This window comes from Cedecea neteri, assembly GCF_000758325.1.
In the GTDB taxonomy this organism is placed as follows: Bacteria; Pseudomonadota; Gammaproteobacteria; order Enterobacterales; family Enterobacteriaceae; genus Cedecea; species Cedecea neteri_B.
Genome location: NZ_CP009459.1, coordinates 892,916 through 918,048, shown reverse-complemented (window position 1 = coordinate 918,048; position 25,133 = coordinate 892,916). Strand labels below are relative to the sequence as shown.

The 25,133-nt window shown below is 57.5% G+C and carries 24 protein-coding genes and 1 tRNA gene; 8 read left to right on the top strand and 17 right to left on the bottom strand.

Features of this window, described 5'->3' with window-relative positions; translation table 11 throughout:
* Nucleotides 1-32: 32 nt before the first annotated feature.
* Nucleotides 33-812 carry an SDR family oxidoreductase gene (locus LH86_RS04400; RefSeq protein WP_039298693.1) on the top strand — a complete coding sequence of 260 codons (780 nt, stop codon included), beginning with the start codon at nucleotides 33-35 and terminating at the stop codon, nucleotides 810-812.
* Here LH86_RS04400 and LH86_RS04395 read toward each other — a convergent pair.
* From LH86_RS04395 to LH86_RS04385, 3 genes are all read right to left on the bottom strand, one after another.
* Nucleotides 809-1,087: a hypothetical protein gene (locus LH86_RS04395; RefSeq protein WP_039298691.1), complete on the bottom strand. Its 279-nt coding sequence runs from the start codon at nucleotides 1,085-1,087 to the stop codon at nucleotides 809-811. The genes LH86_RS04400 and LH86_RS04395 overlap by 4 nt on opposite strands.
* A gap of 112 nt (nucleotides 1,088-1,199) precedes the next feature.
* Nucleotides 1,200-1,982, bottom strand: coding sequence for a metallophosphoesterase family protein (locus LH86_RS04390; RefSeq protein WP_052045546.1), 783 nt, complete (start codon nucleotides 1,980-1,982; stop codon nucleotides 1,200-1,202).
* On the bottom strand, nucleotides 1,979-3,511 hold the full coding sequence (locus LH86_RS04385) for an MFS transporter (protein WP_039298689.1): 1,533 nt from the start codon (nucleotides 3,509-3,511) through the stop codon (nucleotides 1,979-1,981). The genes LH86_RS04390 and LH86_RS04385 overlap by 4 nt, the downstream gene beginning before the upstream one ends.
* 114 nt (nucleotides 3,512-3,625) lie before the next feature.
* Here LH86_RS04385 and LH86_RS04380 point away from each other — a divergent pair, with 114 nt between their 5' ends.
* Nucleotides 3,626-4,519 carry a LysR family transcriptional regulator gene (locus tag LH86_RS04380; RefSeq protein WP_039298687.1) on the top strand — a complete coding sequence of 298 codons (894 nt, stop codon included), beginning with the start codon at nucleotides 3,626-3,628 and terminating at the stop codon, nucleotides 4,517-4,519.
* An 84-nt stretch (nucleotides 4,520-4,603) separates the two neighbouring features.
* On the top strand, nucleotides 4,604-5,215 hold the full coding sequence (locus LH86_RS04375) for a hypothetical protein (RefSeq protein ID WP_039288852.1): 612 nt from the start codon (nucleotides 4,604-4,606) through the stop codon (nucleotides 5,213-5,215).
* Nucleotides 5,216-5,306: 91 nt separating this feature from the next.
* Here the strand turns inward: LH86_RS04375 and LH86_RS04370 are convergent, their stop codons facing one another.
* On the bottom strand, nucleotides 5,307-5,837 hold the full coding sequence (locus LH86_RS04370; protein WP_039298685.1) for a hypothetical protein: 531 nt from the start codon (nucleotides 5,835-5,837) through the stop codon (nucleotides 5,307-5,309).
* Nucleotides 5,838-5,973: 136 nt separating this feature from the next.
* Between LH86_RS04370 and LH86_RS04365 the strand changes: the two genes are divergently transcribed.
* On the top strand, nucleotides 5,974-6,153 hold the full coding sequence (locus LH86_RS04365) for a toxin-antitoxin system HicB family antitoxin (RefSeq protein ID WP_039298684.1): 180 nt from the start codon (nucleotides 5,974-5,976) through the stop codon (nucleotides 6,151-6,153).
* Between the two features lie 989 nt (nucleotides 6,154-7,142).
* Here the strand turns inward: LH86_RS04365 and LH86_RS04360 are convergent.
* Complete coding sequence (locus LH86_RS04360) at nucleotides 7,143-8,105, bottom strand: GlxA family transcriptional regulator (RefSeq protein WP_039298682.1); 963 nt, start codon at nucleotides 8,103-8,105, stop codon at nucleotides 7,143-7,145.
* 100 nt (nucleotides 8,106-8,205) lie between these two features.
* Here LH86_RS04360 and LH86_RS04355 point away from each other — a divergent pair, with 100 nt between their 5' ends.
* Entirely contained in the window at nucleotides 8,206-8,613 is a 408-nt protein-coding gene (locus LH86_RS04355; RefSeq protein WP_039298680.1) for an MAPEG family protein, read from the top strand.
* Nucleotides 8,614-8,621: 8 nt separating this feature from the next.
* Nucleotides 8,622-9,314, top strand: a complete 693-nt coding sequence (locus tag LH86_RS04350; protein WP_039298677.1) for a GNAT family N-acetyltransferase — start codon at nucleotides 8,622-8,624, stop codon at nucleotides 9,312-9,314.
* Between the two features lie 477 nt (nucleotides 9,315-9,791).
* Here LH86_RS04350 and LH86_RS22540 read toward each other — a convergent pair.
* The 3 genes from LH86_RS22540 to LH86_RS04340 form a co-directional block, all read right to left on the bottom strand.
* Nucleotides 9,792-9,886, bottom strand: a tRNA-Sec gene (locus LH86_RS22540).
* A gap of 129 nt (nucleotides 9,887-10,015) precedes the next feature.
* The gene (locus LH86_RS04345) at nucleotides 10,016-10,930 is read right to left on the bottom strand and encodes an alpha/beta hydrolase (protein WP_039298674.1); all 915 of its coding nucleotides are present in this window, start codon (nucleotides 10,928-10,930) and stop codon (nucleotides 10,016-10,018) included.
* 83 nt (nucleotides 10,931-11,013) lie between these two features.
* Complete coding sequence (locus LH86_RS04340) at nucleotides 11,014-11,349, bottom strand: nuclear transport factor 2 family protein (protein ID WP_039298672.1); 336 nt, start codon at nucleotides 11,347-11,349, stop codon at nucleotides 11,014-11,016.
* 233 nt (nucleotides 11,350-11,582) lie between these two features.
* Here LH86_RS04340 and LH86_RS04335 point away from each other — a divergent pair, with 233 nt between their 5' ends.
* Nucleotides 11,583-11,804 carry a YgdI/YgdR family lipoprotein gene (locus LH86_RS04335; RefSeq protein ID WP_039298669.1) on the top strand — a complete coding sequence of 74 codons (222 nt, stop codon included), beginning with the start codon at nucleotides 11,583-11,585 and terminating at the stop codon, nucleotides 11,802-11,804.
* A gap of 50 nt (nucleotides 11,805-11,854) precedes the next feature.
* Here the strand turns inward: LH86_RS04335 and fdhE are convergent, their stop codons facing one another.
* The 4 genes from fdhE to fdnG are packed head-to-tail and all read right to left on the bottom strand — an operon-like array spanning nucleotide 11,855 to nucleotide 17,378.
* Nucleotides 11,855-12,784 carry a formate dehydrogenase accessory protein FdhE gene (fdhE, locus tag LH86_RS04330; RefSeq protein WP_039298665.1) on the bottom strand — a complete coding sequence of 310 codons (930 nt, stop codon included), beginning with the start codon at nucleotides 12,782-12,784 and terminating at the stop codon, nucleotides 11,855-11,857.
* Nucleotides 12,781-13,416, bottom strand: coding sequence for a formate dehydrogenase cytochrome b556 subunit (fdoI, locus tag LH86_RS04325; RefSeq protein ID WP_039288836.1), 636 nt, complete (start codon nucleotides 13,414-13,416; stop codon nucleotides 12,781-12,783). The genes fdhE and fdoI overlap by 4 nt, the downstream gene beginning before the upstream one ends.
* Entirely contained in the window at nucleotides 13,413-14,315 is a 903-nt protein-coding gene (gene fdxH, locus LH86_RS04320; protein ID WP_008458719.1) for a formate dehydrogenase subunit beta, read from the bottom strand. Before fdxH ends, fdoI begins: the two co-directional genes overlap by 4 nt.
* A gap of 12 nt (nucleotides 14,316-14,327) precedes the next feature.
* Entirely contained in the window at nucleotides 14,328-17,378 is a 3,051-nt protein-coding gene (gene fdnG, locus LH86_RS04315; protein WP_156107008.1) for a formate dehydrogenase-N subunit alpha, read from the bottom strand.
* Nucleotides 17,379-17,558: 180 nt separating this feature from the next.
* Between fdnG and fdhD the strand changes: the two genes are divergently transcribed.
* A complete protein-coding gene (gene fdhD / locus LH86_RS04305) occupies nucleotides 17,559-18,383 on the top strand; it encodes a formate dehydrogenase accessory sulfurtransferase FdhD (RefSeq protein ID WP_039298663.1) in 825 nt (274 codons plus the stop codon).
* Nucleotides 18,384-18,590: 207 nt separating this feature from the next.
* Here fdhD and LH86_RS04300 read toward each other — a convergent pair whose 3' ends face one another.
* The 5 genes from LH86_RS04300 to LH86_RS04280 form a co-directional block, all read right to left on the bottom strand.
* Nucleotides 18,591-20,129 (bottom strand): aldehyde dehydrogenase family protein, encoded by a 1,539-nt coding sequence (locus LH86_RS04300; RefSeq protein WP_039298661.1) that lies wholly within the window; start codon nucleotides 20,127-20,129, stop codon nucleotides 18,591-18,593.
* A gap of 137 nt (nucleotides 20,130-20,266) precedes the next feature.
* A complete protein-coding gene (gene selB, locus LH86_RS04295; RefSeq protein ID WP_039298658.1) occupies nucleotides 20,267-22,102 on the bottom strand; it encodes a selenocysteine-specific translation elongation factor in 1,836 nt (611 codons plus the stop codon).
* Entirely contained in the window at nucleotides 22,099-23,487 is a 1,389-nt protein-coding gene (gene selA, locus LH86_RS04290) for an L-seryl-tRNA(Sec) selenium transferase (protein WP_039298656.1), read from the bottom strand. The genes selB and selA overlap by 4 nt, the downstream gene beginning before the upstream one ends.
* 69 nt (nucleotides 23,488-23,556) lie before the next feature.
* Nucleotides 23,557-24,165 (bottom strand): glutathione S-transferase, encoded by a 609-nt coding sequence (locus LH86_RS04285; RefSeq protein ID WP_039298653.1) that lies wholly within the window; start codon nucleotides 24,163-24,165, stop codon nucleotides 23,557-23,559.
* Between the two features lie 65 nt (nucleotides 24,166-24,230).
* Complete coding sequence (locus tag LH86_RS04280; protein WP_039298651.1) at nucleotides 24,231-25,121, bottom strand: LysR family transcriptional regulator; 891 nt, start codon at nucleotides 25,119-25,121, stop codon at nucleotides 24,231-24,233.
* Nucleotides 25,122-25,133: the final 12 nt, after the last annotated feature.

Below are 25,133 nucleotides of genomic sequence, written 5' to 3'. Positions count from 1 at the left end.
GGCAGGTATATCGACTTTCTGGAGAACGTAAGATGACTGACTTTTTGACACTGAAGGGCAAGAGAGCGCTGGTGACATCCGGCACGAAGGGGGCTGGGGCGGCGACCGTGGCGCTGTTCCGCGAGCTAGGCGCGCAGGTCATGACCGTGGCTCGCCATGCGCCTGAAAACGTTCATGATGATGAGTTTTTTGCGGCGGATCTCGCCACGCGTGAGGGCTGCGAGCAACTGGTAAAAGCGGTGCAGGCGCGTCTCGGGGGTGTGGATATCATCGTGCATATGCTCGGCGGCTCATCATCTCCCGCCGGAGGCTATGCGACGCTGGACGAAGCGCAGTGGCAGCGCGAGCTGGCGCTTAACCTTTTCCCGGCGGTGCGGCTGGACAGGGCGTTGCTGCCGGGCATGACGGCGCAGGGCTCAGGCGTGATTATCCACGTCTCTTCGATTCAACGGATTTTACCGCTGCCGGAGGCAACCACGGCCTATGCCGCAGCCAAAGCAGCGCTTTCCGCCTATAGCAAAAGCCTGTCGAAAGAGGTTTCCCCGCAGGGCGTGCGGGTGCTGCGCGTGGCGCCGGGCTGGATTGAAACAGAGGCCTCTGTCCGCCTGGCGGAGCGGTTGGCGCTGCAGGCGGGCACGGATTATGAGGGCGGGAAGCAGATCATTATGGATTCGCTGGGCGGGATCCCGCTTGGCCGCCCGGCTAAACCTGAAGAAGTGGCTAACCTGATTGCCTTCCTGGCCTCAGACCGTGCCGCCGTGATTACCGGCACGGAGTACATTATTGACGGCGGAACGGTGCCGACCGTTTAGAAATGCACCGGCTGGCCAAAACCGTCGCCGCTGTCGGTGCTGTTATCCCGGCGGCCTCTGGCTTCCAGCTGGTCGGCGCGAATGCGGTCGCGAATGTCCTGGCGCTGTTCCGGCGTCAGGTAGCGGCTGTTGTAGTAGGGATCGGGCCACGGCGAGCGGATAAAGCTGTCGTCCAGCCGCTGCCGGTCCTGGCGATCCATCCCTGAGTTGTCCGATGAGGAACAGGCCGCCAGTAGCAGCGGAGCCAGCAGAACAAGTGCGTATTTAAAGGCCATTTTTCTTCCTGAAGCGGCAAGCAATGAAAGTGAGGCAGTATTGCGCATCAACCTGGTGATGGGCGTTATCTGTCGCCAATATTGCGCAGCTTATCACGAAATAGTCAGCCGCTCAGAATGCAGACAGCGCCCGCGAGCAGGTCATGCCGTGTTGATACAGCTCCTCCGCGTAAAAGTCAGGCACCGGGCTGTTTTTAATCGCCTGGGCCACGGCGGCGACGTCATAATTTACCGTTTGAATAGTCAGTTTTAGCTTCCCGTGCCGGTAATGCCCCCTCAGCCAGGTAGCCTGCGGCTCGCCGGGTTTGATTCGACCGACGGCACCGGTATTGGCGACGATTAACCTGCGGCCATCGCTGCGCACTAATTCGCGAATATCCGCGTAGTGCGTATGCCCGGAAACCATCACATCGAACTGATGCGTGGTTTGCCACTTCATGAGCTGGCTGCAGGAGAACTGGCGGTGCACATACTCGGACAGCGAATCCGGGCTGGCGTGAACCAGCAGAATTCTGAGCGGCCCGGCGTGAAACGCTCTTGACCGGGGCAGGGCGCTGAGCCAGCGGCGGTTCTCCTCAGTTAGCGTGCGTTTGCTCAAGGCTATCGCCTGTTCACGAGCCTGTTGTTCTGCAGCGGAGTGTTTGGCAAGCGGTGTGACCGGCTCGTCCATTGCCACGCGGCGGTCGTGGTTGCCCATCACTACTGGAATGCCGCGGCCGCGAATCAGGTTTATCACTTCATTCGGCCACGGCGCAAAATCCACCAGATCGCCCAGGCACCAAATTTGGTTGATGTGGTGGCGGTCAATGTCCTGCAAAACGGCCTCGAGTGCTGGTAAATTGGCGTGAACATCGCTGAAAAGTGCAAAACGGAAGTCAACGTCGATAGCATTCATTTTGGCTGACTCCCGGCGTGGTCCCGAACGGTGAAAACGACAACCAGCGCAATGAAGAAAGCGAACAGCGCGGCGCAAACCAGCATCAGCGAGAAGCCGCTGGCGTAGCTGTGGCGGATCAGTGTGCTTAGCGTTTGAGCCTGTTGCTCCGGCCACAGCGCGAGGGCTCGCTGCACATCTCCGGCCACGACCTGAGTAATAAAATCGTCGTGTACCGGCAGGTTGTTGGCCTGCATTACGGAGGTCAGCGTATGGCGCGTATGCCCGGCCAGAATGGCCCCCAGCAGCGCAAAACCTTGCAGAATGCCGGAGAAGCGCGCCGTGGTGCTGATGCCCGAAGCCATGCCTGCTCGTTCGTGAGGCACGGTGCCCATAATCGCCTTCTGTGTTTCACCATTAAGAATGCCGCCGCCGCTGCCCAGCACGGCCATCCCGGCGATAACCAGCCAGGGCCACTGCGCCAGCACGCCGCTGGCGATAATCAGGTTGCCGACGCCAACCAGCCCTAACCCGGCGGCTAAGATCCAGCGGGCGGCCATGCGGTGTGCCATCCAGCGGGCCACCATCGGGAAGAACAGCATGGCGAGCGCGAACGGTAGCATACCCACCCCGGACGCCAGGGCGGTTTTCCCCTCGACGTTTTGCAGCATCAGCGGCAGCAGCGAGGTCATCACCTGCGCCGTGGCCGCATAGGTGAACATGGCCAGCACCGCGCCAATAAACGGCAGCGAACGGAACAGGCGTAAATCCAGCATTGGCTGGGTTTTGTAGCGTTCAACCAGCGCAAAGAACAGAAAGAACCAGGCTGAGGCGATAAAACGCCCCATCACTTCGGGGCTGCCCCAGCCGTGCTCCGGGGCGAGGATCAGCGCCCAGGTGAGAGAAAACATGGCGGCGATAAACAGCGAAATGCCGTGTACGTCCGGCTTACCGGCGGCTGGATTACTGGATTCTTCAATGGTGCGCAGCACCGCCATCGCCAGCAGCAGGCAAATGGGGATGTTGATGTAGAACGCCCAGCGCCAGCCGAAATACGCGCTGATGATGCCGCCTGCCAGCGGCGCGAGCACCATGGTGATACCCATCATGCCGCCCCAGATGGCCCAGGCGCGGCCTCTGGCCTGCGGTTCGCGGAAGGTGTGGCCGATGATCGCCAGCGCCGGTGCCAGCAAGAACGCCGAGCCTACACCCTGGAGTGCGCGGGCAATATTTAGCATCAGGATGGTGGTGGCTGCCCCGCAGGCGAGAGACGCCAGGGCAAACAGGGCGATGCCGAATAAAAAGATCCGTCGCCTGCCGAAGCGGTCTGCCAGCGAACCGGCGGGCAGTAGCAGGGAAGAGAAGCAAAGCACGTAAGCGCCGATCACCCACTCCATCTCGGCAAACGTGGCGTCCAGCCCGCGGGCGATGGTCGGCAACACGACGCCAACGATATTCGTGTCGATGACCGTCATCGCGCAGCCCATGGAAGCAACCAGCAGCACGGTGGTGTCGTTTTTGGCCACGGGCGCGGCCAGCACAGTAGACATAAAAGCTCCGAAAACGCGGAAAGTACACGCCTTAAGCTTCACGATCCGGGGCGCGGTATTCAATTTCCACGTTCGGCATTATTATTAGTTAATACCTAATAATCAGGAGTAAACATGGAGCTTCGCCATCTGCGGTATTTCCTCGAAGTTGCCCGAACGCTCCATTTTGGCGCGGCGGCGGAAACGCTGAATATCTCCACGCCTACGCTCTCGGTGCAAATCAGCCAGCTTGAACGGGAGTTCGGTACCCCGCTGTTTTTACGCACCAAAAGGCGCGTGCAGCTGACCCAGGCCGGGGAGATTTTCCGTGAAGAGGCGGAAGCCACGCTGCGCCAGGCTGAACTGACGCGTGAACGGGTACTGAGCGCCGCACGCGGCGAGCAGGGCTACATTCGCGTCGGTTATGTAGCGTCTTCGCTTTGGTCGGGGACGCTTAGCTCGGTGATGGGGGCGTTTCGGGGGCGATATCCTGATATCTCGCTTGGCGCACGAGAAGTGCTGATGGATAGCATGGCGGCGGCGCTGGTGGAGGGCAAAATCGACGTTGGGTTTGTGCGCGCCCCGGTTGCGCTGCCGTCGGAAGTCGGGCATCTGCTGGTGCAAAGCGACTGTTTTTGCCTGGCGCTGCCCGCTTCCCACCGCCTTGCTTCCGACAAGGACGCTATCGACCCTGCTGCTCTGGCCGGGGAAAGCTTTATTCTGCCGGAGCAGACTTCCGGCTCGCATGAAGTCGCCCGCCGCGGCGGATTTGTGCTCAACGATGCCATCCGTTCCAGTACGCTGACCGAAGTGCTGGCGCATATCGCGTTGGGCAACGGCATCGCGGTTATCCCGGAGATCATGGCGAAAACTATCGGCGTGCCGGACGTGGTCTATCGACCGATTGCCGGGGCAGAAATCCCTTCGGCTATCTGGATGCTTTACCGCAAGCGGGAACGCACGCCGCTGATTAAGCGCCTTATTCGCTTCGCAAAAGAGCACGTTTCGGGTGGTTCAGGAAACGTTTGAACACACTCTTTCACCCCCGGGATTCATTTGGCGGTTAATCTTGATCCAGAGCAGTTCTTAACCTGACCTGAACCTGGAGAAAGCATGATCAAGCCTCGTTTGTTTATCCCGGCCTTAAGCCTCCTGCTGCTGAGCGTGGGCGCAGCGGCAGCGGACAATGTCATTACCCCGGTGCGCGGCACCATTGACGCGGTCAATGATTCCTCATTGCAAATCACTACCCGGCAGGGGGAAAAGCTCTCCGTTGGCCTGACGGACAAAACCCGCATCAACGGCGTGAGTGAAGCGAAGATGAGCGACATCAAGCCCGACAGCTTTATTGGCACCGCCGCCGTGCCGCAGGCGGACGGCACGTTGAAGGCGCTGGAAGTGCATGTTTTTGCCCCGAGCCTGCGCGGTTCCGGGGAAGGGTTTAATCCGTTTGAATCCGCCAACGGCCAGGTGAACACCATGACCAACGGCACGGTCGGCACCCTCGTGAACAGCCACGGGCGCACGATGACGGTGAAATTCCACGGCCAGCAGAAAACCGTGCAGGTACCGGACGACGTGCCGGTGGTGCTGATTAGCCCCGCCGATAAATCCGTGCTGAAGCCGGGCGCGAAAGTGGTGCTGTTCGCCACCAAAGACGACAAAGGTCAGGCCGTGGCGCGCGGGATTTCCGCCGGGGTTAACGGGCTGACGCCGCCGATGTAATTTATGGTGATGCTTGTTTAGATCTATACAGGCTGAATCGCTGAGCTGTATTTTTCCCTCTCCCTTTCAGGGAGAGGGCCAGGGTGAGGGTCTAGTGAAGATTATTTCCGGCCAGGCTATCGATTATTGCCAGACCGGAATCTGTGCGTACAAAGCGGGGCGCTCGCAGGCTGTCGTTCAGGACGTTAATCAGCTCGAATAACAGGCCGGTAATCGTGCCCTGTTGCTCGGCGGACTCCTGCTGGTTCAGCAGCACGAGCGTCAGGGCGCTGCAATATTCCCGCAGGAGGTCAGACTCAGCCGTCAGGGTCCAGTTATCATCCTTAATCTCGCTCTTTTCAGCGGTGAGAGATGCAATCAGATGTTCCGGCAGCGGTTTATCCAGCACAACTTTCAACACTTCCAGCCCGGCATACAGGCGGCCACATAGCGCCATGCGCTCGACGATGTCTTTATTCTCAATCAGGACTTCAGCGTATCGCTCGCAAATATCCAGCACCTGAAAGAGGTCGTGAGAGGTACCGAGCGGGGTTTTTAAGAGGGCTGAGATCTCAGATTGGGTAACTGGTTGAAAGCCCAGGCTTTGGGGATTAGCGGTTGTGGTACTATCGTGGTTAGCCATGGCGTTGTTCCTTTACGTAGAACGTTGTGGCTAAACGCTCCGGCATGTGTTGCTGCACTGCCGGGGCGTTGCTCTATACCGCGTATCGTTATAATGTACGTACGCGATAAGCACATACTGAGGATTACGTACGTACATGTCAACTATCAAACGCGATAAAAGTCCTAAGGGAAAGGGGTTATCTCCGACATTTCAGATACGTATCACACCGGAACTGAAAGCCCAGTTTGAAGTTGCAGCGAAAGACGCTGGCATGAGCCTTGGGAATTGGTTGAAGGAACTGGGGCGGAAGGAGTTGGAGCGGTTGAAGTGTTAATATAAAAGCGTAGGAAGTTTAATTTAAGAAGTAAGAACACAGTTAGGCTTCACTCTCACTGTGTTCTGATTAAGTTATTTTTTCAGTACAACAGGGTTTATCCAGTTCCACTTTATAAGTGCGATGTTTTCTGTTTGTTTAATTTGACAATCGATAAAATCTTTTAAGCTTGATAAATTATATTTCATTAGATCTATATCTGTTTGATCGAGAGTTAAACTAAATACATTACTCTCAAGTGTGAAGGAATTCGGTGATTTAATATTAAGTTTTATAGTGTACTCATCTTTTTTCCACCAAAAATAGTTTTTTCTATATGAAGTTAGATTATGTGTTTGAGTTGATTCCAATGCTTCATTAATGAAGTTTGAATGTAACTTTCCTTTTAAATAATTAATGTGAGAATGTAATTCATTTTGCAATATTTTGTCTTGCTCTTGAAATTTAATGAATTTCTCAGTAAGTAGTTCTTGCGGAAGATTTAGCGCGATAGCGGGTTGATCTTTTGTGATAATTTGCTTATTACCATTCTGATCATGGATTTCACTTTGTGTTTCAGTAATGCCAACCCATTTCAGATAGTGCGTATCGCCATCAGCGTGTTTTATTTCAATTGATATATCTTCTAATAAAAGATTTTTTTCTCAGATAATAAATTCATTCTTATATTTAGAATGGGACCAAATGATGTATAACTAATCTCGACAGTATTATTAAAGAAAATCCTTAGTTTTGCTTTTTTTAACTGTCTATAAAATAAAAATCTGTGGTAGCCATGCGGCAGCCCCAATATATGCAATGATATCTCCAGAGTTCATACATCCCACCTTTATATAGTAAATAACTATATAAATTAAAATCTATTATATCTACTGTAAAGGAGTTTTTGAGTTTTATTGGAGTCAGGAGAGACTAATTGGCGGAAAGTCACAGTAATCAAACCCGCCCAACGCCTAACCGGCACCAACGCCCCCTCCGCGCCTGTATCTCTACCTCGAACCTGTGCGAAGCTCCCGGATACCCCGACCTGTTTTCCGGCGCAGCAGAGTGCGCAATGTGGCGGCCTCGGCATAGCCCACCTCTGCGGCGACCACCTCGATATTCTTCCCTTCCGCGATCAGCTGCTTTGCCCGCTCGGTGCGTAAATCCTGGAAAAAAGCCAGCGGCGACTTGCCTAACACAGCTTCTGTCCGGCGCTGCAGCGTGCGTGGGTGAACGTGGAGTGCTCCAGCTGCTGCCTGCAATGAAAACCCCTGCGACAGGTGCCGCCGCGACCACTGTTCGAAGTCGCTGATTAACGGGTCAGCGTGAGCCAGGTAATCCGGAATGATATAGGGAGCCTGAGAGGCGCGATGGTCAACCAGCATAAACTTAGCGACGGTGTCGGCGAGTGATTGACTTGAGCGGCGCACCAGCCAAAGCGCAAGGTCGAGATGGCCCATCATCGCCCCGGCGGTGACATAGCGGCCTGACGCGACGATCAACTGCTCATCCTGCAGATGTATGGCCGGGAAAAGCTGGCGAAAAAGCGGGGCCATCAGCCAGGTTGTGGTGGCACTTTGCCCGTTTAGCAGGCCGCTATCCGCCAGCAAAAAGGTGCCCAGACAGGCCGCCGCGATGTGGACGCCGTCTGCATCCATTTTACGTAAATACGTTTTGGCTTCGCAGACGTCTTTTCTGTTCAGCGAGTCCAGCAATTGCTGCGGTTGTTTCGTATTCAGGGCGGGCAAAACGACCCAGTCGGGGCGCGGGAGTGATTTAACTTGGGTGACAGGAAGCCGCAGCCCGTGGGCGGAGTGAACGCGTTTTTTTATCCCAGCCAGATGAACATCAAAGGGCGGCGATGGGCTGCCCTGTGCCAGGGCCAGTTCATTGGCGGTGGCAAAAGTATCCAGCATGGCCGTTAAGCCGGTATCGAAAACGCCATCCAGCGCCAGGATTGTTATTCTCATGTCGTAAATGATGCCAATAATGTCATTTATGAATATGGCTGTAGCATAGCCTGAATCTTACACTCTTGCGCATCAGGATATCTTTTGCGGAGAAAAACAGATGAAATACTCGCCCGAACTGCACCTGCTGGTGCTGACTTGCTTTGCCACCGCGCTGATGTGGCTCCCCTATGTTGCGGCCAGAGGCAAAACGCTCGGGCCGCTGTCGGCGATGGGCAATCCCGGCCCTGCTTTTTTTGGTGTGCCGACCTGGGCGCAGCGTGCTAAAGCTGCCCATGCCAATGCGGTGGAGAACCTTGTCGTGTTTGCGCCTTTGGTGCTTATTGCTGCGGCTATCGGGATCAGCACGCCTGCCACGGCGCTGGCGTCAAAGATTTACTTTGGGGCAAGAGTGGTGCATTACGTGGTGTATACGGCAGGTGTGCCCGTTGTTCGCACGCTGGCCTTTTTGTCCGGGTTTGGCGCGACCGTGACGTTTTCGGTTGTGATTCTGCGTTCTGTTATGTAAGGGCTTTTATGGCAATCGTCGATTTCAGCGGCCTGAATAATCCTGTCTGGGCTGCGTTAACAGGCGCGCATGCGCATCTGGCGGAAGGGCAAGGTTTAGCCCGGTTGTATCCACATGAGATCAGCCCGTTCGCGGGGATCTGCTCGCCTGAACCGGAAGCGTTAAGTGCCCTGAAAGCATTATTGTTGCCGGGTAGTGCCGCCGTGGTTGTGGCTACAGAGGCGTTGCCTGCTGTGCCGGGGCTTAGCCTGGAGCCGATGTTTAAAGTCCGGCAGATGATCGACACTCGGCCCCCGGCGGATGACCTGCCAGAGACGTTTATCCGGCTTGGCTCCCAGGATGCGCCAGAAATGCTGGACCTGGCGCAGCGAACAAAGCCGGGGCCTTTTGGGCTCCGCACGCTGGAAATGGGCAACTATATTGGGTTGCGCCACGAAGGACAGCTGATCGCGATGGCTGGCGAACGTTTTCGCCTTGAAGGCTACACCGAAATCAGCGCGGTTTGCGTGGACGATGCCTGGCGAGGCCGGGGCATTGCCCGCCGCCTGATGAGTCAGCTGCGAAAAGAAATTCACGCCCGGGGAGAAACGCCGTTCCTGCATGTGCGTGACGACAGCCAGCCGACAATTAGCCTGTATGAGCGCCTTGGCTTTAGCACGCGGACGGTGTTCCAGCTCTATAAGGCCAGCCGGACGCTTTAAGCTGTTCCGGCATCCAAAAATGCTCATCTGGCCGGGGGCCACCTAATCTAATACATCTTAAAAGTTTATTCGGGCTTCTTCGACGGTAAATGCCCGCATGATTTGAGCTGTATTTCCCCTCTCTCTCCTTCAAGGAGAGGGCAGGGTGAGAGTCTAGTGAATATTATTTCCGGCAGGGCTATCGATTATTGCCAGACCTGAATCTGTGCGTACAAAGCGGGGCGCTCGCAGGCTGTCGTTCAGAAGGTTAAACATCGGGATTAACAGAGCGTTGCAATATTTCCGTACCTGAAAGTGGCCGGCATCATCTATGAATGTATAAGATTTTTATCGCACTGGAAATGAATAAGACGTACTGCGGATTTCTGGACGACTGCATGAAATAAATTGCACTCTAAAACATTAATGTGCTTTGGTGGAAATATTTTAATATTCTCAACCAATTATTTTATTTAGATGTTTTTGATATTTTAATTTTGGCGGAAAGCCACAGGAGTCGAACCTGCCCGGCGCCGCTGGCGGCACCAACTGGAGTTGAAGTCCAGCCGCCTCACCGGAGACGACGACCTTCCGCGCCTTCATTGCTACATGGAGGCGGGGCGGAGTATACCGGGTTTCCTGCTGCTACCCAATGGGTCAGTAAGAATATATCCTGCGCCTAAAGTGAAATTCTTTACTAAATCAGTCTAACAGCCTGGGAATCACCCTGTTGACGCGGTTCGCCAGGCGATGTCTCGCATGGCATCTCTTGCCGCCAGGCTAATACCGCCCAGTTGGAAGAAGCCGTGGATCACGCCCAAATAACGCTGGCAACTTGCGGTCACACCTTGTTCTGTAAGGTGGGAATAAAGTCGCTCACCTTCATCGCGCAGGGGATCGTATTCGGCGGTGATGATATGCACCGGTGGCAGCCCGGCAAAATCCTCGCGCCACAGTGGGCTGGCTTCCGGGTGCATCACATCCGTTCCCGGGAAATAAGCTTCAAAGCCGCTGAGCAAGGTATCGCGGGTGATGACATAGTCTTCGCCGTTCTGCCGGTAGCTTGGCAGCGTGGCACCGGCGTCGAGCATGGGATAAATCAGTATCAGGCTGGCCGGGAGCCATTCCCCGGCGGCTTTCAGGCGCAGGGAAGTTACCAGGGCGATTTGCCCGCCCGCGCTGTCTCCGGCAAGCGTGATACGCTCACTATCGACGCCTAAATTCATGGCGTGCTGCCTGATTAATATGGCGGCACGTTCGGCATCATCATGGGCGGCAGGGTAAGTGTGTTCAGGGGCCAGGCGATACTGTACGGCAATGATCCGGCATCCGCTGTGAAAAGCTAACTGGCGGAGCTGATTATCGTGAGTGGCAAACCCACCGCTGACAAAGCAGCCGCCGTGATAATAAATCACCGTCGGCAGTGTTCCACTGGCGTCGAGTGGAGACACGACCCGTAACGGTATTCCCTCCAGGGATATATCTTCCACCTGAACTCTGGTTTCCGTTTCACCGGCCAGCACGGTACTGGCGACATATCCCGCCCGGCGTTCGGCAAAACTTTGCTGGCGGGAAGAGGGGCGACCGGCGGCAATAAAGTCATCCACCAGCCGGGCAATAGCGGGTTCAAGAGCCATAATACGTCCTTTTACTGGATGAATATACATATCCTATGCCGACAAACTGGTCGGGTAAACCCATTATTTATGGCTGGCAGGGTTCAGCCAAAAAAGAACCAGGCCGTTTTGATCAATCCGTTTTCTACTTCGAAAACCGCCATGCTTTCAATCGGTTCATCGCTCAGGCCGTGGATCTTCTCGTGGTCGAACACCTTGTTGCCCAGCGCGGTACGGGAAATGATTTCTGCTCGCAGGGCCGGGTTATTGAAGCGATGTTCTTTATAGAAAGCATAAAGGGCATCACGTCCTTCCAGCGAAGGCGTGGTGGCAGGTGGGCGGTAAGCGATGAAGTCTTCGCTAAAACAGGCGGCAAAGGCCTCGAGATCGTGAGCATTGTACGCCTCATACTGGCGGATGACGGGTTCTGTGACTGACATAGATAATATCCTGATAAGAGAAAGTGACGGACTGTCAGAGTGTTGTGGTGTGCGCTGACAGAGTCTCTTGCCGAGTGGAAAATGTCTAATGGAAGAAGAGGGCAGATTGTGCGGTGGCATGAGCTGCTACGGAGACGCCTCTTCCCCAGTCTCCCTTAGCAATACTCGTTAACAACCGGTTGCATTTCATCCAGCTACAATCCGGCGTCTAAAACAATAACGGGTTGGCAAAAATGAACAAACTGTTCGGGGTGATGTTGGTGGGCGTGGTTGCGCTGTCGGCGGTGGCTTGTTCAAGTAGCTACGTGATGTCGACTAAAACGGGCGAAATGATCGTGACCAAAGGCAAGCCGGAGCTGGACAAGCAGACGGGGCTGACGCGTTACTACGACGCACAGGGCGTGGAGCATCAGATCCAAAACGATCAGGTTGTGCAGATGATTAAGCGCGGCTGATTGCCGGGAACGAAATTACCGGCCAGTGAAGGCTGGCCGGTAGGGCAGATTTATTCCCCTTCGCCGGGGAATAAGAACGGGTTGATGCTGCTGCGGGCGAAGCCTTCCTGCTCCATGCGGGCATCGAGCACCAGCGAGGCCAGGTCGTCGGCGACGGCTTCCACTTTCGGGTCCTTCTCCTGATAGAGAATTTTCAGGTAGGTGCCGCAGTCGCCGCAGCTTTCGGCTTTGATCGCCGCCTGTTCGCTGTCCAGCGACCAGTAGTTTAAGTCGCGGGTCTGCTCGCAGTTGCTGCACTTCACGCGCACCACGTGCCATTCGGTTTCGCACAGGTTGCAGTGCAAATAACGCAGGCCGTTGGTGGTGCCGATGTGCACCATGCTGGAAACCGGGATCGAGCCGCAAACCGGGCAGAACTGGCGCTGTTCGCCGTATTCGGCTTTGGCTTTGCCGGGGATAAGCGTCGCCATTTGCGCCCAGTAGAGCGACAGCGCAGCCCAGATAAACGGTGCCTTGTCGCTGCTGACCAGCGCGAAGTCGGCGTTGAACAGCGCGGTGGCCATCTCTTCCAGCTCCTGCGAAGAAGCCTTTTCAAGATTTTCAATCACCGCTAACGCCGGGCCGTCCATTTCTGGCTTCAGTTCGGCAATCAGCGACTGCAGCAGGCGCTGCCAGTGCGGGTCGCGCGGCAGGACGTGAATATCCAGCGGCGGCTTGCCGGTTTTGGCCGACTCGGCAATCAGGGCGGTTAAATCCATCTCCAGCGGGTGGTCGTACAGCACCACTTCCTGCGCGTGGGCAATCAGCGCGGCAAAGCGCAGATAATCGCCCAGTGGGTTGCTGGCAGCCAGCTCGCGCAGGCGTTCAGCGCGGCGGTTGTAGAGATTTTTGAGCCTGGGGAATAATAACGGCGGAATCACTTCCGCCGTGCGTTTCTCGCTCTTCTCCAGCTGATCTTGCGGGATTATGCGAATACTCATTCAGATGACTTTTCCTGTTTCTGGCGGACTTCGCGGTACCATTTCGGGTGATGTTTCTTCGCCCACGTCGTGGTAACCCAGCCCTCCACCATCGCGGTGATGGTGCCTTTTACCCAAAGGGCGGCGTAAATATGCACCATGATAACCACAATTAACGCTACCGCGGCAAATGAATGCAGCATTAACGCAAATCGAATAACCGGAATTGGGAAGACTGGCGCAAAGTAAGGACGCCAGATAATCACGCCGCTCACCAGCAACAGCACCAGGAAAATAATCGCCGCCCAGAACACGCATTTCTGGCCGAAGTTATAGCGCCCGGTGTCTCCCACTTCCTCGTTGACGACGATCTTACGAATATTCTTCGCCCAAAAGATATCATCCCGATTGATTAGGTTGTGGTGCCAGTAACGGAAAAACATGATGATGAAGGAGGCGAACATCACCACCCCAACGAACGGGTGGAGGATGCGTGCCAGCTGCGGCGTGCCGAGAATGCCCATCAGCCAGTTGAAGGACGGGAAGAAAAAGCCCAGTCCGCTCACCGCCGCCAGCACGAAGCAGAAGGCGGTGATCCAGTGGTTGATGCGCTCCGGCGCGCTGTAACGCTGAATGGTCGGTTGCTTTTTCATTTACGCACCTCGTCGTCGTCATGGTGCAGATTATCGTCCTCTTCATCGGCACGGTTCGGGCCGACCCCAACGTAGTGGAAGACGCTGGCGGCAAAGGTCGCCGCAAAGCCGATGGCGGCCAGCGGTTTCCAGACGCCTTTCCAGAACTTCACGGTTGGGCTGATGGACGGGTTCTCCGGCAGGCCGTGATACAGCGTCGGCTTGTCCGCATGGTGCAGCACGTACATGACGTGCGTCCCGCCAACGCCTGCCGGATCGTACAAACCTGCGTTGTCATAACCACGGGTTTTCAGTTCCGCCACGCGCTCGCCGGCGAGGGTCTTCATATCCTCTTTCGAGCCGAAATGAATCGCCCCGGTCGGGCAGGTTTTCACGCATGCAGGCTCCTGGCCCACGGTGACACGGTCCACGCATAGGGTACATTTGTAGACGCGGTTGTCCTCCGGGTTCAGGCGCGGCACGTCGAACGGGCAGCCCGCAATGCAATAGCCGCAGCCGATGCACTGTTCGGACTGGAAGTCGACGATGCCGTTGGCATACTGAATAATAGCCCCTTCCGACGGGCACGCCTTCAGGCAGCCCGGATCCGCGCAGTGCATACAGCCGTCTTTGCGGATCAGCCATTCCAGTTTGTCGTTCTGCTCCACTTCCGAGAAGCGCATCACCGTCCAGGATTTGGCGGTCAGGTCCGCCGGGTTGTCGTACACCCCGACGTTGTGCCCCACTTCATCACGGATGTCGTTCCACTCCGAGCACGCCACCTGGCAGGCCTTACAGCCGATGCAGGTGGTGACGTCGATAAGCTTGGCGACCTCTTGCTGGTGATCCCGCGCCTGAGGCGCGGGCGTGAAGCCGTTAGTGGCGGAACGACGGATAATGTCCTGAGATTGATAAGCCATAATTCGTCTCCGTTACACCTTTTCCACGTTGACCAGGAACGCCTTAAACTCTGGCGTTTGCGTGTTGGCATCCCCGACAAACGGCGTCAGGGTATTGGCGATAAAGCCTTTCTTCGCCACGCCTTCGTAACCCCAGTGAATCGGGATCCCGATGGTGTCCACCTTCTGACCGTGAACGTCCAGCGTGCGGATACGCTTGGTCACCACCGCTTTGGCCTTGATATAGCCGCGGTTGGAGGAGACCTTCACCGTGTCGCCGTGGGCGATGCCGAGCTTGTTGGCAAGCTTCTCGCCAATCTCGACAAACTGCTCCGGCTGCGCGATGGCGTTCAGCAGCGCATGTTTGGTCCAGTAGTGGAAATGCTCCGTCAGACGATAGGTGGTGCCGACATACGGGAACTTGTCGTGCGTGCCCATTGCTTCCAGGTCATCTTTAAACACGCGGGCTGCCGGGTTGGAGACCACGTTCGGGTGCAGCGGGTTGGTGCCCAGCGGTGTTTCAAACGGCTCGTAGTGTTCCGGGAACGGCCCTTCTGCCATCTTGTCGAGGGCAAACAGGCGACCCAGCCCTTCCGGCTGCATGATAAACGGCCCGACGCCGCTGTCCGGCGCGGCGGTGCTGTAGTCCGGCACGTCGATGCCCCCCCATTTCGCGCCATCCCAGGAGATCAGGCGGCGTTTTTCATCCCACGGTTTACCCGACGGATCGGCGGAGGCACGGTTATACAGAATGCGGCGGTTAAGCGGCCACGCCCATGCCCAGCCGAGCGTGTTGCCCAGGCCTGACGGGTCGGCGTTGTCGCGGCGTGCCATCTGGTTACCGTCCGGCGTCCAGCTCCCGGCGAAGATCCAGCAGCCGCTGGACGTTGTCCCGTCGTCGCGCAGCTGAGCAAAGGAGCTGAGCTGTTGCCCTTTTTTCACCAGCACCGCGCCGGTGGCCGGGTCAATCAGGTCTGCCAGCGCCTTGCCGTTGCTTTCCATGGCCACTTCTTCCGGCGCCGGGTTGTCCGGCGTCAGGTACTGCCAGGTCATGTTCAGCACCTGCTCAGGCACTTTGCCGCCGTCGCGTTCGTACATGTGGCGCAGGCGGGTGAAGATGCCGGAGAGGATTTCGCCGTCGTTCAGCGCTTCCCCTGGCGCATCCGCCCCTTTCCAGTGCCACTGCAGCCAGCGGCCGGAGTTGACGATGGAGCCGTTCTCTTCTGCGAAGCAGGTGGACGGCAGGCGGAACACCTCGGTCTGGATTTGCGACGGATCAACGTCGTTCATCTCGCCGTGGTTCTGCCAGAAGTTGGAGGTTTCGGTGTTCAGCGGGTCAATGGTGACCAGGAACTTCAGCTTCGAGAGCGAGGCCACGACCTTGTTCTTGTTAGGGAACGAGGCCACCGGGTTAAAGCCCTGGCACAGATAGCCGTTGACCTTGCCCTGGCTCATCATCTCGAAGTACTGCAGCACGTCGTAGCCTTTGTCCCACTTCGGCAACCAGTCGTAGCCCCAGCTGTTCTCCTTCGTCGCTTTGTCGCCAAAGAAGGCTTTCATCATCGAGACGAAGAATTTCGGGTAGTTGCCCCAGTAGTTCACCTGGCCTTTCAGCAGCGGTTTCGGCGTGTTGGCCGCCAGATAGCTGTCGATATCCACCTGTTTTTCGCTCGGCAGGTTCATGTAACCCGGCAGGCTGGTGGAAAGCAGGCCGAGATCGGTCAGACCCTGAATGTTGGAGTGGCCACGCAGGGCGTTAACGCCGCCGCCTGCCATCCCCATGTTGCCGAGCAGCAGCTGGATCATCGCCATGGTGCGGATGTTCTGCGCGCCGATGGAGTGCTGTGTCCAGCCCAGGGCGTACAGGAACGACGCGGTTTTGTCCGCCACGCTGGTTTCGGCGATGTACTCGCACACCTTCAGGAAGTCTTCTTTCGGCGTACCACAAATGCTGGTCACCACGTCCGGCGTGTAGCGGGAAATATGCTCTTTCAGCAAATTCCACACGCAGCGCGGGTGCTGAAGCGTCAGGTCGCGTTTGGCGAAGCCTTCTTCATCCAGCTCGTAGTTCCAGGTGGTTTTGTCGTACTTGCGGTTTGCCGCGTCGTAGCCGGTGAACAGGCCGTCGTCGAAGCCGAAGTCCTCACGCACAATCAGGTTGGCGTTGGTGTAAGACTCGACGTACTCGCGGTTGAATTTGTTGTTGTTTATCAGGTACAGCAGGACGCCCGACAGGAATGCAATGTCGGTCCCGGAACGGATAGGCGTGTAGAAATCCGCCACCGAAGCGGTTCGCGTAAAGCGAGGATCGATCACAATCAGCTTCGCGCCGTTGTGAATTTTGGCTTCCATCGCCCAGCGGAATCCCACCGGATGCGCTTCTGCCGCGTTCCCACCCATCACCACGATGAGGTTGGCGTTTTTGATATCAACCCAGTGGTTGGTCATCGCACCGCGACCAAATGTTGGAGCAAGACTTGCTACCGTTGGTCCGTGTCAGACACGCGCCTGGTTATCCACGGCAAGCATGCCGAGGGCGCGGGAAAATTTCTGGGTTAAATAGCCGGTTTCGTTGCTGGACGCGGAGGCGCAAAGCATCCCCGTGGAGAGCCAGCGGTTGACCGTGGTGCCCTGTTCGTTCTTTTCGATGAAGTTGGCGTCGCGGTCTTCTTTCATCAGCTTCGCGATGCGGTCAAAGGCATCGTCCCAGCTAATTGACTGCCATTTATCAGAGCCTGGCGCACGGTAAGAAGGCGTTTTCAGGCGGCTTTCGGAGTGGATGAAGTCCACCAGACCGGCCCCTTTCGGGCACAGCGCGCCGCGGTTTACCGGGTGGTCCGGGTCACCTTCGATATGGAAAATTGAGGCTTTTGCGTTTTTTGCACCGTCGCCGAGGCTATACATCAATAGCCCACAGCCCACGGAGCAGTATGTGCAGGTGTTACGGGTTTCACGGGTGCGCAGCAGCTTGTACTGCCGGGTTTCCGCGAGCGCAGCGCCTGGGGCAAAGCCCAGTGCTGCTGCCGTGGTGCCTGCCATACCGCCAGCACAGATCTTAAAGAACTGCCTTCTGCTGACCTGCATGGATCGCTCCTTACATTTCGACATTTCACATTGCTTAGGATTTATTTTTGCGGGGTTACCCGCAAAGGTTCACAATTGGAACCAATATAGATTTTGATGGCTTACTTCCCTTCATCCGGAAGGGGTATTAAGTAGAATACCACATTGGTACTGAGGGTGTTCTCGAATGGTTAAAACAAAGTGAACAAATTTCACCACTCTGAAAAAGAAACTGTGGCGCAGATCGCAGGTGCCAGCACCGTTGAGCTTTGGCACCGGGGCAATCTCACCGTAGCCGAAACCGACTGGCTGGCGGAGGAAGTCCCTGTCGCGCTGGTTTACAACGGTATTTCACACGTTGTGATGATGGCTTCGCCCAAAGACCTCGAAGCGTTTGCGCTCGGGTTTTCGCTGTCAGAAGGCATCATCGAAAATCCTGCGGAGATTTACGGGATGGACGTGTCGCCGTCCTGCAACGGCATTGAAGTACAGATTGAGCTGTCCAGCCGCCGCTTTATGGGGCTGAAAGAGCGCCGCCGGGCGTTGGCCGGGCGAACCGGCTGCGGCGTGTGCGGCGTCGAGCAGTTAAACGATATTGGCCGCCCGGTGCCGCCGCTGTCGTTTACCCAGACGTTTGCCCTGGAAAACCTGGATGCGGCGCTGAAGAACATGCGCGACTACCAGCCTGTCGGCGAGCTAACCGGCTGTACCCATGCGGCGCTATGGCTCGATCCTGATGGGCAGATCCTCGACGGGCGGGAAGATATCGGCCGCCATGTGGCGCTGGATAAAATGCTGGGTATTCGCAGCCGTAATCCCTGGCACAACGGCGCTGCGCTGGTGTCGAGCCGTGCGAGCTATGAAATGGTGCAGAAGGCCGCGATGTGCGGCATTGAAATCCTGTTCGCGGTGTCTGCGGCGACCTCATTGGCGGTTGAGGTTGCGCAGCGTACAAATCTGACGCTGGTGGGCTTTAATCGGCCAGGACGGGCGACGGTTTATACGCATCCTGAGCGGCTGCGCTAGATTTTCCCCCTCACCCCGGCCCTCTCCCCAAAGGGGAGAGGGCGGAAAGAAGTGAAAGGTGGAGCAGTCTTCTCCCCGGATGAGCCAGGGGAAGAAGTGGAAGGTGAAGCAATCCTCTCCTCAGGCGAGGCAGGGAAAATATCTAACAGGCAACGCTAAATCGTTCCCTCTCCCTTCCAGGGAGAGGGTTAGGGTGAGGGTCAATCCTCAGAACAAGCCCAGCGGCTTATCGGAATAGCTCACCAGCAGGCACTTCGTCTGCTGATAATGCTCCAGCATCATCTTATGGGTCTCGCGCCCGATCCCGGACTGTTTATAGCCCCCGAACGCCGCGTGTGCCGGGTAGGCGTGGTAACAGTTGGTCCACACGCGCCCGGCCTGAATACCGCGCCCCATTTTGTACGCCAGGCTGCCGTTGCGGCTCCACACGCCCGCGCCCAGGCCGTATTCGGTGTCGTTCGCCAGCTCCAGTGCCTCCTCCACGGTTTTAAACGTGGTGACGGCGAGCACCGGCCCGAAAATTTCCTCCTGAAACACACGCATGTTGTTTTTACCGAACAGGATGGTCGGCTCAAGGTAGTAGCCCGCCTGCAGGTCGCCCGTCATCGCTTTTCTGCGCCCGCCGGTCAGTACGTCCGCGCCTTCTTTCTTGCCGATGTCGATGTAGTTGAGGATGGTTTCCATCTGCCCCTGAGACACCTGCGCGCCCATCTGGGTGCGGCTGTCCAGCGGGTTGCCGCTGCGGATGGCTTCCACCCGGCGAATGGCTCGCTCGATAAAGCGCTCATAGATAGACTCCTGCACCAGCGCGCGGCTCGGGCAGGTACAGACCTCGCCCTGGTTGAAGGCGAACAGCGCAAAGCCTTCCAGCGCCTTGTCGAAAAAGGCGTCTTCCTCTTCCATCACGTCGGCGAAGAAGATGTTCGGGGATTTTCCGCCCAGTTCCAGCGTGACCGGGATGATGTTCTGAGTGGCGTACTGCATGATCTGCTGGCCGACTTCGGTGGAGCCGGTAAACGCCACTTTAGCGATGCGTTTGGAGGTTGCCAGGTATTCACCTATTTCGCCGCCCGCGCCGTTCACAACGTTAACCACGCCCGGCGGCAGAAGGTCACCAACCAGCTCCATCAGCAGCAGCACGGAGAGCGGGGTCAGTCGCGCAGGCTTCAGTACAATACAGTTACCTGCCGCCAGAGCCGGGGCCATTTTCCAGCTCGCCATCAGCAACGGGAAGTTCCACGGGATAATTTGCGCCACCACGCCAAGCGGTTCGTGGAAGTGATAGGCGACGGTGTCTTTATCCACCTCACTTATGCCGCCTTCCTGGGCTCGAATACAGGAGGCGAAGTAGCGGAAGTGGTCGATAGCCAGCGGCACGTCGGCGGCGCTGGTTTCGCGAATCGGTTTGCCGTTGTCCCAGGTTTCTGCCGTCGCCAGCAGCTCAATGTTTTGCTCCATGCGGTCGGCAATTTTCAGCAGGATGGTGGCGCGCTCCTGCACGGACATCTGCCCCCAGCCCTTTTTAGCTGCATGGGCGGCGTCCAGCGCCAGGTCGATGTCGGCCTTGCCGGAGCTGGCGATTTCGCACAGCGGCTGGCCGGTTACCGGGGTGAGGTTTTCATAGTACTGGCCGCCAACCGGGGCAATCCACTGGCCGCCGATGTAGTTGTCGTAACGGGGTTTGAGTTTGAGCGGGAAACCATACTCGCCGGGGATAATACGGGTATCGGGAGGATTGTTTGTCATGGCCGTCTCCTTGTGATGGTTCACTCACAAGGGTAGTTCGGGCTGCCTGTTTCTTCGCCATTTCGCGTCGGCTTTACGACACGCTTCACGGATTCCCTGCGGAGAAGAGAGCAGACCTCTTCCCGCAGAATGGAATGTTACGCCGGTAAAAATAACGCCTTATCGCGCAGCAGATGGTCGTTGCCGCGCCGCCGGGTGAAGCCAATTTTGTCGAAATATTCCAGAATCTGAATCGCCAGCTTGCGGCCCACGCCCAACCTGTCGCGGAAGTCAGCGGCATTGGTCGTGCCGTGGGTTTGATCCAGTTCGCGGATCAGATCGGCAAACGCCTGCAGGCGATCGTTGCGGTAATAACGATCTTTCAGAATCGCGGTGACCAGCCCTTGCTGAGCGGCGGATCTTAGCAGCTGCCGCATGGCCTGTTCTTCTTCACCGGTTTCTTTGGCCAGGTCGCGTACCCACCACGGCTCGTCGCCAAACAGGGCGTCGACTTTATCCCACACGGCCTGCTGTGCCGCGGAAAACCCAGGCTCATGCCCCGGCAGATGCAGCCAGCCCTGGCGGCTCATTAGCAGGCCTTCACCGCGCATTTTTTCGATGAGCGACAGCACCAGGCCTTCGTCTTCTGTGGGCAACGCCATACGGCGCAGGCGCTCTCTCCCCGGCCCTGGCTGATCGTCATGCTGCTGGTGGTAACGCGTCAGCGCGTCGAGCAGTTTTTGCTGCCAGGCAGCGGCCACGTCCGGGCTTAGCAGCGCATTGCCCGCCTGCAAATAGCCTGGCTGTGCAAGCAGGGCCTGAAGCCCTTGCGCCGTTAGCTGGCGCGCCCAGCTAAATTCGTTGAGCAGCACGGCTCCGCGAGTCAGATGTGTTTCCAGCGCCTGTTGATCATCGGTGGTTTCTGCCAGTTCACCCAGCCAGTTCAGGAAAGCAGCTTGGCGTTTGCCGCGGCGTGGCGCATGAAGCAGCACGGTACGGGCACCAGCGAGCGTGGTGCGGGCGCTGATATCGCGCAGCACCAGGCGGTCGTTATCCGCCAGCCACAGCGGGACATCCAGCACCAGCTCGGCCAGATTACCTTCCAGCAGGGAAACTCGCCCGGTTACGTGGCGGGCAGAATGGTGAATATGCAGCGGCTGCCACTGCTGAAGCGGCTGCAGCGTTTGCAGCTCGACGATGACACGCTCAACCGGCTGCAGCGGTTTGTCGCTCAGTAGCCAGTCGCCCCGGCTGATGTCGGTTTTTTCCGCGTCACCGCTGATGTTCAGCGCAATACGTTGCCCGGCCATCGCGCGGGTTACCGGCTGATTTTGAGCATGGAGGCCGCGCACGCGCATCGGTTTTTCTGCGCCAGTCAGCCAGAGTGAATCGCCGATATTGATTTCGCCGCTCAGCGCCGTGCCGGTCACAACCAGCCCTGCGCCCTTCACCGTAAAGGCGCGGTCGATGGCAAGGCGGAAGCGATGTGCAGTGGCGTGAGGGCGTTCGCGCAGCCCAATAAGATGCTGCTGCAGTGCCTCTATACCTTCACCGCTGGTGGCGGCGGTCACAAAAATAGCGGCCTGGGTATCGCCCAGCAGCGCGGCGACTTCATCGCGGACTTCCGCAATACGACTGTCGCTCACCCGATCGGCTTTAGTCAGCGCGACGGTGATTTGCGGGTTACCCGTCAGCTGTAAAATCGCCAGATGTTCGCGGGTTTGCGCCATCACGCCATCGTCGCAGGCGATGACCAGCAGGGCATGATCGATGCCGCCGACGCCAGCCAGCATGTTGGCGAGAAACTTTTCATGCCCGGGCACGTCGATAAAGCCGATAACCCGGCCATCCGGCTGCGGCCAGTAGGCGTAGCCGAGGTCAATGGTCATGCCGCGTTTTTTCTCTTCCGGCAGGCGGTCTGCGTTTACGCCGGTCAGCGCCTGAAGCAGGGTGGTTTTGCCGTGGTCGACGTGCCCGGCGGTGGCGATAATCACTGGGCGAGTCCCTCCAGCAATAGCGCTTCGTTTTCCAGGCAGCGTAAATCCAGCCACAGACGGCCCTCGGCAATGCGGCCAATGACCGGTCTTTCCAGCTCGCGTAGGGTTTGCGTCAGCGAGGCGAGCGTTGTGCCACGTCCGTCTTTCGGCGTGAAAGTCAGAGCCGCGCCTGGCAGGCGATCAACGGGCAAAGAGCCGCTGCCGATTTGCGACAGGCACGCCTCAACGCGCACGTCGAACTGCTCGCCAAAACGCTGCTCAAATGCGGGCTGCAGGCGGCTGGCCTGCAGCTGGATATCTTCGGCGCTGCGGGTCAGCAGGCGCAGGGTTGGCAGGCGTTCAATAAGAGTTTCCGGGTGCTGGTACAGCCGCAGGGTGGCTTCCAGCGCCGCCAGCGTCATTTTGTCGGCCCGCAGCGCGCGCTTCAGCGGGTGGCTCTGAATGCGCTCGATCAGCGCCTTTTTGCCGACGATGATCCCGGCCTGCGGGCCGCCGAGCAGTTTGTCGCCGGAGAAACTCACCAGGCTCACGCCGTCGGCAATCAGCTGCTGCGGCATCGGCTCAGGCGGCAGACCCCACTGGCTTAAATCCACCAGCGAACCGCTGCCCAGGTCGGTGACGACCGGCAGGTTGAGTTCGTTGCCTAGCGTAACCAGCTCGGCCTCGCTAACCGCTTTGGTGAAGCCTTCAATGTGGTAATTGCTGGTGTGAACCTTCATCAGCAGCGAGGTGTTTTCACCCGCTGCCGCGCGGTAATCTTTCAGGTGTGTACGGTTGGTGGTGCCAACTTCAACCAGCGTGCAGCCCGCCTGGCGCATGACGTCGGGGATGCGAAACGCGCCGCCAATCTCCACCAGTTCGCCGCGCGAAACCAGCACTTCACCGCCGTTGGCACAGGCCGCCAGCATCAGCAGCACCGCCGCCGCATTGTTGTTGACGATGCAGGCATCTTCCGCCCCGGTCAGCTCACAAAGCAGGTCGGCAATGGCGCGATCGCGGTGGCCGCGTCCGGCGTCGTCCAGCGAATATTCCAGCGTGACGGCTGAGCGCATGGCCTCCGTCACTGCCGCAATCGCCTCTTCTGCCTGCAATGCCCGGCCAAGATTGGTGTGCAGTACGGTGCCGGTGAGGTTGAACACGGGCTGGAGAGCGCTGCGCTGGCCTGCCTCGAGCACGCTGCGCGTTTTCTTCGCCCAGTCCTCGCTCCAGTCCGGCAGCTTGCTTGCCGAGCGGATGTGCTCGCGCGCTTCGTTTTGCAGTGTTCTCAGCGTGGCAACCACGCGGGTGTGGCCGAACTCGGCAAGCAGGGCGGTAAAGGCGGCATCGCGCAGCAGGCGGTCGGTCGCCGGAAGATGGCTAAAAAGTGTTTGAGCTGTCGTCATGGCAGGGGCTGAATTAAGAAATTTGTGGGCGATATTACAGGGGACTACGTCCCCTGTCCTGGCCGCAGATCATGCCGCGGGCGGTTCGGTACGGGCAAAACTCTCGCGCTGGAACAGCTGTTCCACCAGCTTGACCAGGTGAGGGCGATTCACGCACCAGCCCGGTGAAACGGGGCGGAAATTGAGATAGCCCACTGCGCAGGCCGCAGAAATACTGGCCAGATTGAGCGGCTCTGCGGTTAGCGTACCGTCGGCGGCGTATTCTTCCAGCAGGTCGAGGGCGCGGCCAATTTTCTCGCGCTGGCGCACCAGGACTTCTTCAGACTGTTGTTCTGCCGGGCGCAATTTCTCACGCACTGACGTTAACGCGGCGTCCAGAATGCCGTCGGAAAGCGCCTCAAGCTGGCGCACTTTCAGTGCCGCTTTTGGGTCGTGCGGGATCAGCGTTGGTGCAATGTTCAGTAACTCAAGGTATTGGGCGATGATCGGCGAATCAAACCAGCGCTCGCCTTCATCGGTGATGAGCGTTGGGACTTTGCCTAGTGGGTTGTATTGCGGGGCGGGGCTGTCACCAACCCACGGGTTGACGTTAATAAATTCAAAACTGAGGCCTTTTTCAAGCAGGATGACCGAGATCTTTCGCACGTAGGGGCTGGTGTAGTTACCGATCAGTTTCATGACATTATCCGTTTTTGCCAACTTGAGGTAAGTATGAAACAGATACCCAACATTGGTGAAAAAGTCTACGCCTGCGGCGCTTTTATGTAATCGACAAAGGCGCGGAGCGCGCTGGGCATGTACTGGCGGTTTGGGTAATAGAACTGGAACGGCGGCAGCTCAGGCAGCCAGTCTTCGAGCATAGACACCAGCCTGCCGCTCGCCAGATGGTCTTCGACCTGTTGTTGGTAGAGATAGCCGATACCTGCGCCGCATAACACCGCCTCCAGCTCGGAGTCGAGATCGTCCACGATGATGTTGCCGCAGGGAGTCACTTCCAGCTTGCCTTCGGGCCCGTAAAACTCCCAGCAATAAGGGCGGCCGCTGTGAAAGCGGAAGATGACGCTGCAGTGATTCACCAGCTCGCGAGGGTGTACTGGCGTAGGGTTTTGCGCCAGGTATTCCGGCGTGGCAACCACGCAAATCCTCGTTTTTGGGCCGATAGAAACGGCAATCATGTCTTTTTCCACCGTGGTGCTCAGCCGTATCCCGGCGTCGTACTCCTGCTTCACGATATCCACCAGCCTGTCGTCGGTGGTCACTTCGACTTTGATGTCGGGATAGCGGGCGGTAAACCCGGCTACCAGCGGCATCAGCACAAGGCGTGAAGCCAGCCGCGAGCTGTTGATTTTGAGCGTGCCCATCGGCGTGTCGCGAAACGAGTTCACCTCATCGAGAATGGTATGAATTTCGTCGCAGGCCGGGCGCAGGCGCTCGTAGAGGTTGTTGCCAGCCTCGGTCAGCGAGACGCTGCGGGTGGTGCGGTTGAACAGCCGAATTTTCAGGCGCTGTTCGAGCTGCTTGATGCCGTGGCTGATGGCCGAAGGAGACAGCCCCAGCTCGTCCCCGGCGGCGCGAAAGCTTTTGTGCCGCGCCACGGCGATAAAGGTCGCGAAGTCGGTAAAATTCAGCGCCATTAGTGAAAATCC

Excerpts from the sequence above, each read along its gene's own strand:
- LH86_RS04400 (WP_039298693.1), top strand. The coding sequence starts at position 33 with ATGACTGACTTTTTGACACTGAAGGGCAAGAGAGCGCTGGTGACATCC.
- LH86_RS04395 (WP_039298691.1), bottom strand. The coding sequence starts at position 1,087 with ATGGCCTTTAAATACGCACTTGTTCTGCTGGCTCCGCTGCTACTGGCG.
- LH86_RS04390 (WP_052045546.1), bottom strand. The coding sequence starts at position 1,982 with ATGAATGCTATCGACGTTGACTTCCGTTTTGCACTTTTCAGCGATGTT.
- LH86_RS04385 (WP_039298689.1), bottom strand. The coding sequence starts at position 3,511 with ATGTCTACTGTGCTGGCCGCGCCCGTGGCCAAAAACGACACCACCGTG.
- LH86_RS04380 (WP_039298687.1), top strand. The coding sequence starts at position 3,626 with ATGGAGCTTCGCCATCTGCGGTATTTCCTCGAAGTTGCCCGAACGCTC.
- LH86_RS04375 (WP_039288852.1), top strand. The coding sequence starts at position 4,604 with ATGATCAAGCCTCGTTTGTTTATCCCGGCCTTAAGCCTCCTGCTGCTG.
- LH86_RS04370 (WP_039298685.1), bottom strand. The coding sequence starts at position 5,837 with ATGGCTAACCACGATAGTACCACAACCGCTAATCCCCAAAGCCTGGGC.
- LH86_RS04365 (WP_039298684.1), top strand. The coding sequence starts at position 5,974 with ATGTCAACTATCAAACGCGATAAAAGTCCTAAGGGAAAGGGGTTATCT.
- LH86_RS04360 (WP_039298682.1), bottom strand. The coding sequence starts at position 8,105 with ATGAGAATAACAATCCTGGCGCTGGATGGCGTTTTCGATACCGGCTTA.
- LH86_RS04355 (WP_039298680.1), top strand. The coding sequence starts at position 8,206 with ATGAAATACTCGCCCGAACTGCACCTGCTGGTGCTGACTTGCTTTGCC.
- LH86_RS04350 (WP_039298677.1), top strand. The coding sequence starts at position 8,622 with ATGGCAATCGTCGATTTCAGCGGCCTGAATAATCCTGTCTGGGCTGCG.
- LH86_RS04345 (WP_039298674.1), bottom strand. The coding sequence starts at position 10,930 with ATGGCTCTTGAACCCGCTATTGCCCGGCTGGTGGATGACTTTATTGCC.
- LH86_RS04340 (WP_039298672.1), bottom strand. The coding sequence starts at position 11,349 with ATGTCAGTCACAGAACCCGTCATCCGCCAGTATGAGGCGTACAATGCT.
- LH86_RS04335 (WP_039298669.1), top strand. The coding sequence starts at position 11,583 with ATGAACAAACTGTTCGGGGTGATGTTGGTGGGCGTGGTTGCGCTGTCG.
- fdhE (WP_039298665.1), bottom strand. The coding sequence starts at position 12,784 with ATGAGTATTCGCATAATCCCGCAAGATCAGCTGGAGAAGAGCGAGAAA.
- fdoI (WP_039288836.1), bottom strand. The coding sequence starts at position 13,416 with ATGAAAAAGCAACCGACCATTCAGCGTTACAGCGCGCCGGAGCGCATC.
- fdxH (WP_008458719.1), bottom strand. The coding sequence starts at position 14,315 with ATGGCTTATCAATCTCAGGACATTATCCGTCGTTCCGCCACTAACGGC.
- LH86_RS04300 (WP_039298661.1), bottom strand. The coding sequence starts at position 20,129 with ATGACAAACAATCCTCCCGATACCCGTATTATCCCCGGCGAGTATGGT.
- selA (WP_039298656.1), bottom strand. The coding sequence starts at position 23,487 with ATGACGACAGCTCAAACACTTTTTAGCCATCTTCCGGCGACCGACCGC.
- LH86_RS04285 (WP_039298653.1), bottom strand. The coding sequence starts at position 24,165 with ATGAAACTGATCGGTAACTACACCAGCCCCTACGTGCGAAAGATCTCG.
- LH86_RS04280 (WP_039298651.1), bottom strand. The coding sequence starts at position 25,121 with ATGGCGCTGAATTTTACCGACTTCGCGACCTTTATCGCCGTGGCGCGG.